The sequence below is a fragment of the Methanobacterium sp. SMA-27 genome (assembly GCF_000744455.1).
Lineage (GTDB): Archaea > Methanobacteriota > Methanobacteria > Methanobacteriales > Methanobacteriaceae > Methanobacterium_B.
In genome coordinates, this window is the sequence record NZ_JQLY01000001.1 from 1,731,743 (window position 1) to 1,747,949 (window position 16,207).

The 16,207-nt window shown below is 31.0% G+C and carries 13 protein-coding genes; 2 read left to right on the top strand and 11 right to left on the bottom strand.

Annotated elements, in window-relative coordinates; all coding sequences use genetic code 11:
* Positions 1 to 65: 65 nt before the first annotated feature.
* The 10 genes from DL91_RS14460 to DL91_RS08655 form a co-directional block, all read right to left on the bottom strand.
* On the bottom strand, positions 66 to 1,265 hold the full coding sequence (locus DL91_RS14460; RefSeq protein WP_048191100.1) for a glycosyltransferase family 1 protein: 1,200 nt from the start codon (positions 1,263 to 1,265) through the stop codon (positions 66 to 68).
* A 49-nt stretch (positions 1,266 to 1,314) separates the two neighbouring features.
* Entirely contained in the window at positions 1,315 to 2,013 is a 699-nt protein-coding gene (locus DL91_RS08615) for a hypothetical protein (protein WP_048191101.1), read from the bottom strand.
* A gap of 89 nt (positions 2,014 to 2,102) precedes the next feature.
* Positions 2,103 to 3,521 (bottom strand): B12-binding domain-containing radical SAM protein, encoded by a 1,419-nt coding sequence (locus tag DL91_RS08620; protein ID WP_048191102.1) that lies wholly within the window; start codon positions 3,519 to 3,521, stop codon positions 2,103 to 2,105.
* Positions 3,522 to 3,558: 37 nt separating this feature from the next.
* Complete coding sequence (locus tag DL91_RS08625) at positions 3,559 to 4,680, bottom strand: glycosyltransferase family 1 protein (RefSeq protein ID WP_048191103.1); 1,122 nt, start codon at positions 4,678 to 4,680, stop codon at positions 3,559 to 3,561.
* Between the two features lie 53 nt (positions 4,681 to 4,733).
* The gene (locus DL91_RS08630) at positions 4,734 to 6,173 is read right to left on the bottom strand and encodes a flippase (protein ID WP_048191104.1); all 1,440 of its coding nucleotides are present in this window, start codon (positions 6,171 to 6,173) and stop codon (positions 4,734 to 4,736) included.
* A 32-nt stretch (positions 6,174 to 6,205) separates the two neighbouring features.
* Positions 6,206 to 7,384, bottom strand: coding sequence for a glycosyltransferase family 4 protein (locus tag DL91_RS08635; RefSeq protein ID WP_081882652.1), 1,179 nt, complete (start codon positions 7,382 to 7,384; stop codon positions 6,206 to 6,208).
* Between the two features lie 37 nt (positions 7,385 to 7,421).
* Positions 7,422 to 9,140 (bottom strand): glycosyltransferase family 39 protein, encoded by a 1,719-nt coding sequence (locus DL91_RS08640; protein ID WP_231551436.1) that lies wholly within the window; start codon positions 9,138 to 9,140, stop codon positions 7,422 to 7,424.
* A gap of 153 nt (positions 9,141 to 9,293) precedes the next feature.
* A complete protein-coding gene (locus DL91_RS08645) occupies positions 9,294 to 10,916 on the bottom strand; it encodes a hypothetical protein (RefSeq protein WP_052374351.1) in 1,623 nt (540 codons plus the stop codon).
* Positions 10,917 to 10,988: 72 nt separating this feature from the next.
* Positions 10,989 to 11,522 carry an inosine/xanthosine triphosphatase gene (gene yjjX / locus DL91_RS08650; protein WP_048191105.1) on the bottom strand — a complete coding sequence of 178 codons (534 nt, stop codon included), beginning with the start codon at positions 11,520 to 11,522 and terminating at the stop codon, positions 10,989 to 10,991.
* Between the two features lie 17 nt (positions 11,523 to 11,539).
* A complete protein-coding gene (locus tag DL91_RS08655; protein WP_048191106.1) occupies positions 11,540 to 12,016 on the bottom strand; it encodes a phosphopantetheine adenylyltransferase in 477 nt (158 codons plus the stop codon).
* Positions 12,017 to 12,072: 56 nt separating this feature from the next.
* On the opposite strand from DL91_RS08655, the gene DL91_RS08660 reads away from it, so the two are divergent.
* Positions 12,073 to 13,635, top strand: coding sequence for a radical SAM protein (locus tag DL91_RS08660; RefSeq protein WP_048191107.1), 1,563 nt, complete (start codon positions 12,073 to 12,075; stop codon positions 13,633 to 13,635).
* Here DL91_RS08660 and DL91_RS08665 read toward each other — a convergent pair.
* Complete coding sequence (locus tag DL91_RS08665; RefSeq protein ID WP_048191108.1) at positions 13,628 to 15,040, bottom strand: amino acid permease; 1,413 nt, start codon at positions 15,038 to 15,040, stop codon at positions 13,628 to 13,630. The genes DL91_RS08660 and DL91_RS08665 overlap by 8 nt on opposite strands.
* A gap of 35 nt (positions 15,041 to 15,075) precedes the next feature.
* Between DL91_RS08665 and DL91_RS08670 the strand changes: the two genes are divergently transcribed.
* Positions 15,076 to 16,206, top strand: coding sequence for a pyridoxal phosphate-dependent aminotransferase (locus tag DL91_RS08670; RefSeq protein ID WP_048192672.1), 1,131 nt, complete (start codon positions 15,076 to 15,078; stop codon positions 16,204 to 16,206).
* Position 16,207: the final 1 nt, after the last annotated feature.

A 16,207-nucleotide genomic window follows, 5' to 3' on the forward strand; every position in this document is an offset into this window, starting at 1 on the left:
ATTTTAAAACATTAATAATAAATTAAAATTTGGGGGGGGAAACATTATTATGATGAATAATATTATTAATCATTATAAACATCTTTAGCTTGTTTTAGATGGTTAAGTAATCTTTTTCCAGAATTTTCCAGTGTCCAATAATTATTTGAAACCACAATAGATTCTTCAATGAATTTATCAGACATATTTTGGTTTGTTAATAACGTTTCAACACCTTTCGCAAATATTGTATGATCTCTTTCTGTTAGAATACCTGTTTTTCCATTTATAACTGTTTCCATGACACCTCCCTCATTAATACCCACAACGGGAGTTCCAGAGCTCATAGCTTCCAATGGAACCAACCCAAATGGCTCCATGTAAGGTGTATAAACTACCATTTTTGCTTGGTTATATAATAAATTCAGTTCTTCATCAGTAATGAGATTCAATATATTTAATTTAACATTCAATTTAATTGCTAATTTTTCGAGATAATTTTTCCAGTGAATATTGCCATGATCAGTTACCAAAACAAAATCGGGACGTAAATCAACATCTATCATTGCTATTGATTTCACAATAAATTCAAAACCCTTTTCTGGAATACATTGGCCAACAGATAAAACAAAATTCTCTTTTAAAATATCAATGGGTCTAAAAACTCTATTGTCCACCCCTAAATAAGAAACAAGTGAACTTATACCATACATTTTGAAAATAATTTCCTTTGAAAAATTTGAATTCGAAACCATATATTTAGAGTAGTTCGCATATTTTTTATCATGTTTTATAAGTTTAGAACCAAATATTCTCAAATAAAGACCTTCTATGATGTTCTTATATTCTAAACCTGCTTCTTTGTATAGTTTTCTTGAAATATCGTATCTAAAACAATTTGGTTGTTGACAATAGTAAACGAGTGGTTTTTTTAAATATTTCAAAATGAAAGGCGCCATAGTATGTCTATCTTGTTCACACAAGACGACATCATAATCTTTTTTGTTTACATATTCTGCCATAATCTTTTGAGTTTTTTTAAGATCATTTAATGAAACTTTGGAAGGAAAATATTTCAATGCAGAATAAATAAATCCTGGAAGATTATTTTTTACTGGAAATACTTTTAAATTGTTTACAATATCTTTTAGGGGCAAATATTCTTCATTCGCAGTTGATGGAACTACAACATCTACTTCATGTTCTTTGGCTAAAAACTTTACATTTCCATAGAGCGCTCTTTTTGCACCACCTGACGGTAAATTATGAAAAACTGCAATCTTCATTAGTGTATTCTCCATTATTCGTATAAATAGGGGATTATCATTAATATTTTTAACCAGATTTTTGGTAAACACCTATAAAAACTATATTAGCCATGGGAAATGGGGAATTATATTTTGCATTATAAAACCCCGATTTAATTTCTGTCCAGTTATTTGTTTGGGATATTCGCTTTAAATAATAATTTTCATTAAATCTAATCTGGGCGGTTTCAATATACCTGTCAAGTATGGGATTCTGACCAATAGGTAATGTAACTACCAATTTACCGCCGTTAAAAAGAGATTTCTTTAAATTTTCGAATGCTTCAAAGATCTTTTCAGGATCCCGGGGATTTTCATCCCAACCAACATGTTCAAGAGTTGAAATACTGACTATTAATTTATATTTTTTTGAAGTTTGGAAATTTACTACATCCTCATTGATCACACCCTCGGCTTTCTCGTACTTATCTAAAATATCGTGATCTATAATAAAGTAATGTGATAGTACATTTCCTATTTCAAGGATGTTATTGCCATTATTTTCAGATATGAATTTGCAGATTATTGGTATTTCTACCGCCCGCTCATTATTCCAGGTTGTGTTGTAGCTGTGATTAAAATATTTGTAATTATGTCCCTGAAATTTAAATGTATTGTCTTTAACGAAAAATCTATAGTACTTATAACGCAGAGGATAATAAGGAATAACACAAAATAAAAATCGTATCCAAGTATTATTTGTTATTTTAGACCATTTTAAACCCATAAATTTTTCCCCAATATGTAATTTATCTATATATTTAATCTATAGTAAGAATAGTTATTGATCTCTGATATTTCCCATTTATGTTAAACTTAGTATTGTTTAATTCGTTTTATCAACCCTTTCATACCAACTTCAGGGTAGATATTGATAGCCAATCTCAATAATAAAAAGGGTTTTTTAATGTTCACCCACAATTTGTTGGGTATCCAACAAATAAACTCTTTATAAAACCCATATTCTTTGATGTAGAAGAATAAACGAGGTGTATCTCTAAATTTTAATGTTGTATAATTTGTTTTTAGTATAGCTAAGATATAAGCTTTTTTACGTTCTTCTACGCTAAATTCTGGTGTTTCAGCACATGGTTCCTCACACATGAAATCTCCATCAACATATGAGGAATGATTAACCAGATCAAAAACACTTCCGTTTTTATCGTACCATTCTCTAATCTTTGTTCCTTCAAATGGGGTAATCATATTCCAGTAAATGTGATCGGGGTTTATTTTTTTAGCAAAATCTATGGATGATTGGATTTTCTCGTAGGAATCACCTTCGAGACCGATTACAAAACACAGCTGTAGTGATAGTTTATGTTTTTTTATTAATTTAGAAGCTTTTACAATATCCTCTAATGTTTCGCCTTTATTAATCAATTCAAAAACTTCAGGATGCCCCGACTCGACCCCTATACCTATAGATGGACATTTTGCTTTTTTTAATAGTGAAATAATCTCATTATCGAGACCATCTGCACGAGTATTTATTATTGTTAGTGGTAAATTGATATTTTTATCTAAATATAGATTAAGAAATTTTTTAATATGATCTTTTCTAAACATGGCATTGTCATCATAGATAACTACTGAATCCATACTTTTTAGAACTTTCTTGGCTTGGATGACCTCTTCTATACAATCTTCAATCCATCTAGGCCGCCATTTTCTGGTTGAAACAAAACGAACTGCACAGAAACTGCAGTTATATGGACATCCACGGCTAGTAAGTAAAGGATATACGAAAATGTCTCCATAACCAAAGAAAGAGGTAAAGTCAGGAAAAGGCAAATTTTTTGGATCAGGCGGTTCTGATCGGATTATTAGACCTTTTGAATGAATATTTGCCTTTTTAACTGTTTCTTCTATTATATTTTCTGCTTCACCAATTAAGATATAATTGGCTTTGTTAACTAAATCATTATAATACAAGGTTGCGTGTGGTCCTCCAACGAGTATGGGTATATCAAATTTGGATATTTGTTTTATTATTTTATCTGCCTCGTTCATAGTGGCTGTGTATAATGTAATGCCCATAACATCTGGCTTAAAGTCATCTAAAAATATCTCTGGAGAAGGTGCATTGGGTTTGAATTGGTAGTCTACTACTAAGACTTCATATCCGCTTTTTTTTAAAACAGCAGCTAATGTTGCAAGGCCTAAATGGGGTGAATCACTATCACATTTCTCTCTTTTTGCATTAAAAAATAATACTTTTTTGTTAGACTCCATTCTATCACCTTTAAACCAATTAACATAATAATAGTTATCATTTATCTGTCACTTTCTCATAGATTTTCCAAGTTTGGCTTGCAGTTTTCTGCCAATTAAACTTCTTGGCTTGATTTAAGCTTTTATTAGATAAAGAAACACTCAAACTTTCATTTGTTAAAATTTTATACATTTTATCTGTTAAAGCTTGAAAATCATATGGATCTACCATAATCCCCGCATCTCCCACAACTTCAGGTAATGAAGATGTGTTTGAACTAACTACGGGACAACCACAAGCCATAGCTTCTAGCGGGGGTAATCCAAATCCTTCGTAGAAAGATGGAAAAACAAATAAATCTGTTGCATTGTAAAATTTGATTAAATCATTAATTGGTACGTATCCTAAAATAATTACCTCTTTAGATATACCTAAATCTTTAATAAGATGTGATATTTCATTGAATCCATGTCCGGGAATACCTATTAAGATCAGTTTAAGTTTAAGACCTTTATTTAAAAGTTTATAAAATGACTTGATCAATAATGGGATATTCTTCCTTAATTCTATTGTACCGACACACAAGATAAACGGATTTTTTATGTTATATTTAATTTTTAGTTCTTCTTTAATACTATCTTTATTTTTAATTAATTTGAAACGTTTATCAGATGCCAGGTAGATAACTTCTATTTTATCTTCAGGAATCCCTAAATAATTTATACAATCATTTTTTGTATTTTCAGAATCAGTGATGATATGATCTGGTCTATTTTTAATAATTTTTAGTGTCGGACCCCATAATTTATAAAACAAAGGAAGATCTCGGTGAAATAAAATTGGAATAAGATCATGAATCGTTAAAACCTTTTTTACATTTAAATTAAGGAAAAACGGGCTTATTTGGAAAACCATATGTGATGGCAAATGAAGAACATCTATATCTGTTTCTCTAACCGCTTTGGACAAATTTAGAGGATTAATCAAATTAAATGGAAGTGAGCCAATTGTTACATCATTGACCTTTGAGTAAATTTTATCGTTAGACTTTTTATAATGGATTAGGGATATTTTATCTGCATTACCCTCTTTAATCATCCCCTCGACAATATTATAAAGGTAATTATCTATACCTGTTCTTTGTCTATCTAATATCCATGAAAGTATACCTAATCTCATTTTATCAGTTCTTAATTTTTTTATGCATTCATTTTATTAAATAAACTATTTACTTATGATCTATCCTTTCGTAGAATGCTTTTTAAAATTTGCATATCAGTATCATCTAATGTTTTTGTAAGGAATATTGTACCAAAATATGTTATTGAAGCTACTAAACATACTAAAAATAAGTTTAAACTATTTAGATATATTACAAAAAATGTCATAACTAAACTTGAAAAAATTATTTTTGGTAAATCTTTTATCAATGGATTTAGAGTTGTATATCCATTTTTCCACATAACATAAATTATTATTGGCATCAGTATAAATTCAGTTAATACAGTTGCAAAACTAGCACCAATATAACTAAATTTTGGTATTAACAGGATATTGAGTAAAATATTCAAAATAGCACCAAAGCCCGTAATTTTAGTTACAATAGGCTGTTTATTAACTGAACCTAATAAGTTACCAGCAATTCCATTAAGGAACATGAAAATTAAAGTCCAAATTAATATTTGAAGTGCAATTATTGATGGAATGTAATCTGGTCCATAAAGCATTAAAATAATACGATTTGCTAACAATGTAGTAACGATTGTAATTGGAATACTAATAATTAACAAATATTTAAATGATCGTTCAAATGTGAATTTTAGAGACCTATGGGATGTTTTATAAAAATTAGACATCACTGGAAAGATTGAAATTATAAATAAGGTATTGAATGAAAGGAAAATGTAAATAATTTTATATGCTGCATTATACCATCCTACTACTTCGTTTCCAGCTATAATCGAGAGCATTACTGAATCTATCCAGTAATAAATCATGACAAAAATTCCTGAAAGTCCATAGGGTAATGCCTCTTTCATAATTAGCTTCCAGAAATTTAAATCAATATCAATTTTGACAATTGAAAATTTCCATATGTAAATGAAAAAAATAGAAAATAAAGTAATTAAACTTGAAATGAAATATAAGAAAGAAAACCCAACAACACCAAATCCTAATTTTATTGCTATAATGACTCCTAAAAACATTAAAATACTATTTAAAATTTGGTTTAAAGATTGATATTCCATTTTTTCGTTTGCTTGGAAAATAGAATAAAATATTCCAAAAACTGAAGTTATTATAGTTGATATAGAAATAAAATAAACCACGTTAATGGTTTCTTGAGGATAACCAAGTAAATTTATGAAAATAGCAATGAACAATAATGTGAAAAATGAGAGTATAATTTTTATTGTTAATCCATTTTCAAGATATTTCTTAGCTAAGGATTTATCTCGTGCAACTTCCCTAACAATTAGTGTGTTTATTCCTAAATCTGCCAAAATAGAAAAAATTCCTGAAAAAGCTAAAGCAAAGGATAAAATACCAAATCCCTCAGCACTGAGAAATCTTGCTATGTAAATTGTGTAGAAAAATATTAGAATAATGCTTATTATTTGAGAAATAGACAATATACTAGTATTTTTTGCAATTCTTTGTATTGTGCTCATTCTTATATCCTTTTAAATAATAGATAATCTGTTTATACGCGTTTATAAATCTTCAAGTAACCCTCTGCTATTTTTTCCCAACTAAATTTCACTTTAACCATTTTATAACCATTAATTGCAAGTTTTTTTCTAAATTTTTTATCCTTTATCACACATTTTATCGATTTAGAAAGTTCTAGAATATCTTTTGGAGGTACCAATAAACCAGTATTATGATCTTGAATTATATCCGGTATTCCTCCAATATTTGACCCTATAACTGGCAAACCACATGCCATTGCCTCAAGTAAAACCACTCCCAATCCTTCAGTGTTCCCTTGTGAATCAACAATAGAAGGAAGCACGAAAAGATCTGAGGAGTTATATATCCCTAAGAGTTCTTCATCTGAGATATTGCTTGTAATCTGAACATATTTATCTAATTCTAGCTCTTCAATGAGTTTTTTTATCTGGCTTTCCAAAGGCCCTGACCCAACTAAGTTTAGTTTGATGTTATCATACTCTTTTAAAACTTCTTTCACGGCTTTTATAAGATATTCAAATCCTTTTCTTTCTATAAAATAACCAATAGAAAGAATTTGGAATATTTCTTTATCTTTTTGCACATTTATTGGCCGGAAAAAATTTGTATCTACTCCAAAGGGCATTATTCCAAGTTTTTCTTTTTTTAAGCCCGATTCTAAGCATGCTTTTAAGGATCCGGTACTTATAGTAATAGTTTTTGAGGATTTATTAACTAATAATTTAAGGATAGGTATCGTATGGTATCTTTTTGATAGATAAACTTCTTCTCCAAATATTGTATTTACATAAGGAATTTTATAGAACGTTTTTAAGAATAGTGCACCTAATCCATTGGGAATGGGCCACTGTACATGAATAATATCCATATCATGTAATTTTCTACATGAATTAATGGCATTGAATAAAATGAATGTTAAAAACTGGAATTTTACAAAAATACCTTCTTTCACATTATCGATCATTCCAGATCTTCCACTTAGCCTTTGGAATTTTCTAGGATAAAAATAGTTGAACTTTTCAACGATCACACCATCGATAATATAATCAGTTTTTCCACCACTAAAAGGCGCTAGTATATGCACTTCATGACCTCGTTTACTTATTTCTCTCATAAGCCTGTGAACAAAGATTCCATGAGGATCACCTTTAAATTCAGGATATACAGATGTTATAACTCCAATTTTCATTTAACCTACTCTTTCAAATATTTATAAAATTTATGTGTTATAATTTCTTTTGATAAATCGTCACAATTCCAAACTGTTTAATTGGTGTATACGAAGTTAAATTAAGTCCGGGTCTAACACAGAAATAATAATCAGCATGGTTAGTTTCTAGGTAATTATTGAATGCATTGCTATCTTGCTGATTAAACGTGCTGTTTTTTACTCCATTTGGAAATGTTTGATTATCCTTAAAAATTGGTACCGGCTTCACATTTGTCCTGAGGTACCAGCTGAAATTTGGCCATAAATCGGAATAGATATTTCTATTTTTATAATCTGGATCATAACTAACAAACCATTGACTCGACTGTATAATTTGTTGATTTGCGATTACTTTATCGTTGTTTGCTTCTAATATAGAAGGTATTTGTGTGGCAGTTGATAAGAGCATAATAATTGTTAATATTACTGCAATGACCGGAAAAACAATATTTCTATTTTTGTATCTAAGTTTTATTCTATTTGAAATTCCAACCAACCCTAGAATCATAAAGTAAGCCACTGGTGGTGCCATAAGTACAAAATATCGATTGTCCTTCAGAACAAAAACACTGTGAAAAATAAAAAATGCCATAAACCATGTGAAAACCATTAAATTAAGATCCATATCTTTTAGCTTCATATCTTTTATAATATCGTAAAATAGGTAAGCAATGGCAAAGAATAATACTTCACTTAACATGTAAACCGTTTTACCAAAGCTAACTAAAAATATGATTCCTAAAATGATAAAGACTATACATTTTATCTTGGCTGCCCTATCAAAACTAAAAACATTAAATAATTCTTTATTAACCCGCTTTTTATTTACAAATTTTAGGAATAAATACAAAACAAACCCTAACATTACTATTAAGAGTATTGTGATACCTTGAGCTCCTACAAATGCTGGAAACTTTTGTAAAAAATAGATTATACTTGGTTCATATGATAGACTTTCTGTTGATGTTGTAAGTGCCGTTGAAGACGATCCGAAACTAATAAATGGATACATGATATTTCCAAATTTTTGATAGTAAAATAGGAGTACAGGTAATATAATTAATACTGAAACCCCTATTCCTGCAATAATACTCTTAAAGTTAATTTTATCCCTATTCATCAAAATGTAAAGGAAAATTGGGAATATTAAAAGAGCAGAATTGTACCTTGTCAAAAATGCAAACATTAAAAATGGAAATACTAAAATAAAGAACCTTGAATCCTTTTTAACGGCTAAAATAGTGAAATATAATGCCCAGATCGAAAAAGACACACTTGCAAGGTCTGAAAAACCAACACTTAATACTGTTAGGACTATTGGGAAAGTAGCATATAACAATCCTCCTAAGAAGCTTTCAAGATCATTAAACCTTACCTTTAAAAGGAAAAACAATCCAATAACTCCAAATAGGAACAACACGCCGTCTAAAACATAGATGGTACTTGTGTACACTATTCCCATTCGGAAGATCAAAGAAATTATAAATGAAAAAAAAGGCGGTCTCAATAAATCAGAGTATCCCATGCCCTGACCAGCAAATACAAGTGCATTAGATAGAAAATCAAAACTATCAGAAACTGGTCCCATATCTATCTGAACCAATATCCTGTAATATGTAATCAAACTTACAATAGCAGTTAATATCACCAAGAAAATAATAGAATTTGCATTTTTTTCTAGATAATTCCTTGGCCCTCTGTTTTCTTTATCTGTACGACTATCCAATTTATTCAAAAGATATCACCAAAAATTTTGTAATTTAATACATTAATTCCTTTATTTTTAACTTAATAAAACCCTAACCCTTCCGGAAAAATTTTAAGTTTGAGCAGTATTTAGACTTACCAATTATTTGTATCTTTTTCAAAACTTATAGAAAGATTGAGTTTAAATATTATTTTTTAAAGAATAAACTTTTAATACCGCAATCTTTCCACCAGTAATCTCTTTGTATGGTAGATCTGTTTGGTTGGAATTTCCCCATACAAGGTAGTAATCAATATTATCATTCTTCAGTTCAGTTTCTAACTCATTTAAATTACTATCATTCCTTGTTTGCCCATAATATTTACCATCCAAATAATAGGTTAAAACAAGTGATAATACCCATTCATTCTTGGAAGCCAAGTTACCATGGACATTGTAATCATATTTCAAATTATAGCTGATACTGTGGACATTTTCATCTACATTAATATTATTAATTAATTCAGTTACAGGCATGATAAGGAATGATAGAATTAAAAGTAAAAGCAGTATGTTTCTAATTTTGCTTTTAATTAAATCATTTTTATAGAGTACTTCAAAAAGATATACTCCCAGTAAGAATATTAAAATAGATATAATCCATAAGTATCTTGTATCTACAAAAATTAAACAGTATCCTCCTGAATATATGAATATCGTTATCAACAAGTACATTAACTTTCTTTTTGAGTCTTCATCTTTTTTGTATTTTAAAACAAATATCAAGGCTACTAATAATATTAATAAGGATAGAATTGAAAAACTCAAAAATTTCATGCTAGTTTTTATTATATTGTTCCAGATAATATTCAATTCAAATATAATGGATTTCACAGATCCCAGGGGATTCCAAGGTTTTATTTTAAAGTAGGATGGATCTTCCCATCCACTAACAGCATTTTTGTTTGGAGGTACAATAAGCTCGTTCATAGGGTGTCCATTTGATTCAGGACCTAAAAATGCTTGGTTATATGTTCCAGAAGTCCCAATAGTAAATTTATCGTATTTATCAGTGATTAAGCCTATCCAAATTCCACTCAGGGCTAAAAAAACTGTTAGACCCAATATGAGATTTTTCTTTACTTTCTTCTTCTTTTCATTATCTACTGCTTTGAAGTAGAAAAATAGATTGAATATTATAAAATGGACGATAAAAAAAACAAATGCAAATGTCTTACTGAAATAGGCTAATGCTCCTAAAAATCCACATGCAAAACCATTTCGCAATCTAAAAGAATATTTAGGGTCAAATATCAGACCAAAATAAAAAAGAAGAATACATGTAATCAGAAGATCAGGTGTAATTAGGTATAATGCAAAGTACAATACAATTGGAACCATCGCAAAAATGGCAATATTTTTTACATTTTCATTTATAATAAACTTAGAGATAAGAAATTTAACACCAATTAGGGTAAAAAAACCTATAATTAAAGACAATATTCTTCCTGAATGAACAAGGTACATTTTAGTTGTTCCCACAAGTAAAAACGGTGATAATAACCATGAAAAAAGGGGGCTCCAATAACCATTTATAGCATCAGGAAAATCTCCAAAAGCATACTCCTGCGCAATGCTAATGTAAGATACTCCATCTGAAGTTATAATGTACTGATAGTAGTTAAACAATAAAATTGATAAGATTATATATGTTAATAATGCAGTGGCAAAAACTAAATTAGGTTTTAAATGCCCATTTTTGCCATTGATCCATCTATTTAATCTTTTTATATCAAATGATTTAAGGTTTGTAAATCTCTTCATTATTTAAACCCATAACATGTAAATATTGCTCTTTAAAGTTATATCTGATACTATATTTATAATTTCTATTATTTATTCATCATTAAAATAAATATCTTTATTCATTCTAGGTATCATGGCAGTTAAAACACATTGTTCTGTGTTTTCAGTTCTGTTTAGCATGTCATGAGACAAATAGCTCACAGCTCCCTTCTTTTGACCAAGCTCTTCAACACCTGTGATTTTATCCATAACATCACCAACTTCAACACCATTTAGTACCTCTTTTACAACTTCGGGAGGATATTCAAATCCTGAACTTACTCCTAAAGTTAATATATCCCCATCGAATATTGCACACCACTGAAGATCTATATAACCGGTTAAGGAGTTGGGTGTTTCCATTAATCCAGATTCTATACCTACACTCAGATCATATTCATCAGAAAATGCGTTTTTGGCCCGGTTAATTGCTCCTTTTATGGTTTCATTTAATCCAAAGGGTTGATCAGATATTCCAGAGTCTACATTTACTGCGGAAACATCAATGTTATTGTAAATTTTTTTTAAAATATTTCTTGTGGCATTAAGTTTAACAGGGTTCATCGATCCGACTATAACTTTCATTTAAACATCTCTTATCCTTATTTATCACGGGTAACCCGAATTATGGTTCCCATTTTATCTATTTCCCCTTTTCTTATCCTTGTCGAGGATATGGGTATTCCATCATCTGCTAATACCATTCTAATTGTCACAATGTCAAGAGGTTTCATTCCTCTCTCTTTTCTTATTTTATTTATTTTAAAAGCTGTTGGTTCTGTTTCTTCACTTACAACTATGGCATCAATAGATTCATCTGAGATGGTTGTTCCATATGGATCGTTTAATTCCTGTATATCATAATTCTGGTGTTTCTTTTCAAGCAGACCTCTGAGATTAGACATACGAATATTACATGGTTCAATTTTACCCTTTACTCCACCAAATGTGTTTGATGTAACCCCTATTACTACATAATCCCCAATTTCAAATGCAATATCCATAAGCCGTCTGTGCCCATAGTGGAACTTGTCAAATGTTCCCCCTACCGCCACTTTTTTGTATGAGTTTTCCTTCATTTCGTTACCCTTAACATTTAGATATCTTGATTATGTAAAGGTCAGATAATATAATTATGCTGCTTGAACACAATGCAATCATCAAGGACATTAGAAAGGTTGACCTGAGATTTGCATCATGCTATCCCAATCTTTACAGAAGCGCCATGTCATCTTTAGGATTTCATATAATATACGATTTCCTAAATTCTAGAGAAGATATTTATTGCGAGAGAGTAGTTTATCCCCATTCAAAAAGTCTTGAAACAAGTACTGTACTTAAAGACTTTGATGTTGTAAGTTTTTCACTGCAATATGAGCAAGACTATATCAATGTACTGAAAATGTTGAAACAAGGTAGAATACCCCTTCGAAAAGAGGATAGAACCTCAAAACATCCACTTATAATTGCTGGTGGCCCCTGTGCAAGTTCAAATCCTCTTCCTATGAGCAGATTCATTGATCTCTTTGTTATTGGTGAGGCCGAAGTAATTTTAGATAATTTACTTGACCTTTATATCGATTTAGATAATCCAAAAGATAATTTAGATGCTTTTCTTGAAATAGAAGGAGTTTATCTTCCTGATCATCCTGTAAAAATGGTAACTGTACCAGATCTAATGGATGCTTGTCACCCTATTAGACAAGTAGTACCAGAAACAGATGAAAAAGAATATATCCCTGCTTTTGGACGTGCATTTCTTTTGGAAGTATCACGAGGTTGTACAAGGGGCTGTAGATTTTGCATGGCAGGATGTATCTACAGACCACGTAGAGAAATGCCAATTAAAGAGCTATTAAATATAGCGGAAAAGGGAGGAAATGCAACAGGACTTAACAAAATTGCATTGATAGGTGCTGCAGTTTCAGATCATTCTAAAATGGAAGAACTGTGTCAAGGATTGCATGAAAGAGGTTTTCAAGTAACAACACCCTCTTTAAGGATTGAATCTATAACAGATAATTTACTTGAAATATTAAAGTTAAGTGGCCTTAAAACCATTACAATTGCACCTGAATCTATATGGAAGGTCAGAAAAGCAGCAAATAAATCAATAACCGATGATATGATTAAGGATACTATCAATACAGCATTTAAACATAACCTTAATGTAAAACTCTACTTCATGCTTGGGCTTCCAACAGAAAATCAAAATGATATAGAATGCCTTGGCAAATATATTAAAGAATTGATCAAAATGGGAAAAAGAAAAAATCAGGTAAGGGTCAGTATAAATCCTTTTATCCCCAAACCACATACACCCTTCCAGTGGGAGGGCTTCAATTTAGATGAAATTAAACGTAAAATGAAATATATCGATTCACAAATTAATTTAAGGTCATTTAAGGTTGAAAACCCAAAAACTGCTTTAATTCAATATATTTTATCAATGGGAAGTCTTGAATTAGGTGATTTGTTGGAAAGATCATTGACTGAAAAAGTTTCAGTTAGGGATTGGTCAAAACTATCTCATAAATGGGATATCAATGAAGAACTTCCATGGAAAAATATGGATGTAGGAATCAAAGATGACTTCCTAAAAAAAGAGTATAAAAAAGCTATAAATGATAATTTAACACCTTGGTGCGAAGAATTTGGATGTTACAACTGCGGTGCATGTAACAAACAATCTAGCTGAATCTATCTCTTGTTCTATGTATCAATTCTCTGACTTGATTAATAAATTTTGCAAGGAATATTTCATCCCTCTCAATGGTCTGTGACACATAATCTTCACCTAATCTTAAATCTCTTCTTGCCGTTTTAATTTCTGTTCTTGGGGCGAATATTACATATACAGGAATTCCTAGAATAATTAATGCGCTTCCAATAATTATCTGGCTGGGTGCACACTGGGTCATTATGTAGATACTGATAATAACACCCAGTACAGGAATTATCCAGGGGAGCTTAATACCCTCTGTGAATTTTTTTCTGAGTGGAAATACGGATATACATGTTAGAAGATAGCAGAATAATAATGTAAACACTGAGAGAATAATTAGTTTATCAATAGTGCCAAATATTGCTGCAATTAATGTTACTATGCTCTGTGCAATCAGAGCAATATATGGTGTACCATATTTTGGATGAACTTTGGCTAAGATCCGTGGAAGCAGACCATCAGCAGCCATTGCATAAGGTATCCTTGCAGAAGATAATATTCCTGCCTCATCTGAACCTGATATTGATAGAAGAGCTCCTAAAGTTAGGAAACCTGCACCTATTGCACCTACAAGAGCATAACCTGCTAATGCTAATGGTGCTGTTGATGTGGAAAGTTCAAACCATGGAACTAAACCTAAAATAACAAAATTTGTAAGAATATAGAAGAGAGCAATTACTCCCATTCCAATACCTATTGCAAGAGGAATTGTTCTTTTTGAATTTATTATCTCATCAGATGGAACTGTAACCAATTCAAATCCAACATATGCCCAGAATATTAGTACAATTGCACTTCCAAGACCACTGAACCCTAAAGGGGCTATGGGGGTGAAGTTGGCAACTAGTAATGATGGTTTAATTATGAAATATGCTAAACCAGCAAATGTTAAAATAAGTATAGGAGCTATTTTAAGAATAGTTAAAATATCATTGGCTCTACCTGCCTGTCTAACACCAAAGTAGTTTATAATTGTAAGAAACAAAACAAATAGGAATTTTATAATAATTTGCAGAGTCTGCGACATGTGTGGAATGAAGAAATTCAGATATGCAACAAATGCAAGTGGAAATACTGCAATTGCACTCCATGATGCTATTAAAAGAGACCATCCTGTTAAAAATCCTGTGAAATCCCCAAATGCTCTTTTTGCATATGCATAGGGCCCTCCTACCTGAGGTACTCTTGAGGAACATTCGGCAAAGCATAAAGCTATTATTATAGCCATAACTCCTGCTATTACCCAAGCAAAAACCGAAAATGGACCAAGTAAACCTGCTCCAAATGAAGCTGCAATATATATGTCTGCACCAACAATTGTACCTATTACAAGACTGACAACATCATATAGACCCAATGATCTATTTAACTCTGACATAGATTCGATATATATAAGTGCAAATAAAAATAGGTATGGTAATTGTTATGGAACCCTCAAAACGTGTACAATCAATAAACCTTTCAGAAATAAGAAAGATGTTCGAAATGGCCGGTGAAGATTCAATAAACCTTGGACTTGGAGAACCGGACTTCAATACCCCAAAACATATAATAGAAGCTGCTTCAAATGCAATGAGAGAAGGTTTCACCCATTACACATCAAATATGGGGATATTGGAGTTAAGAGAAGCAATAACCCGCAAATTTAAAATTGATAATGGAATTAACACTTCTCCCAAATCTGTGCTAGTAACTGTAGGTGCTAGTGAAGCCATTTATATGTGTATGCAGGCACTTGTAAACCCTGGAGATGAAGTTCTAATACCTGATCCTGGATTTCTGTCATACAATGCATGTGTAAGTCTTGCTGGAGGCATACCTAGAGGAATTACACCTAATATGGAAAATAATCTTCGAATGACTGCAGAGGATGTTAATGAAAGAATCACAAACAAAACCAAGGCCATAATGTTGAATTCCCCCTCAAATCCAACTGGAAGTGTAATGGAAAAAGAGGATATTAAAGCAATTTCTGAAATTGCCGATGATAATGGCATTTATCTAATTTCTGATGAAGTCTATGAAAAGATTATCTACAACAATGTACACCATAGTCCTGGCAAATTTTGTGAAAACGCTATTACAATTAATGGATTTTCAAAGTCTTATGCGATGACAGGGTTTAGAATAGGTTATGTTACAGCCAATTCAGAAATAACAGAAGAACTTTTAAAGATTCATCAGTATACAACTGCTTGTGCAAGTTCAATGGTACAGAAAGCAGCATTAGCTGCTCTTGAAGGCCCCCAGAATAATATTGCAGAAATGGTATCTGAATTCAAAAGAAGAAGGGATCTGGTTGTTAATAGATTGAATGGAATGGGAATTGAATGTTCATCACCCCATGGAGCATTTTATATTTTTCCAAAAATTAACAATCCAGAAGAATTTGTTAAAGCTGGCCTGAAAAAAGGTGTTGTAATGGTTCAGGGCAAAGCATTTGGTACTCATGGAAAAGATCATGTGAGGCTATCCTATGCAACATCATACAACCAATTAGAAGATGCAATGGACAGGTTAGAATCAATAAATTATAAATTTTAGA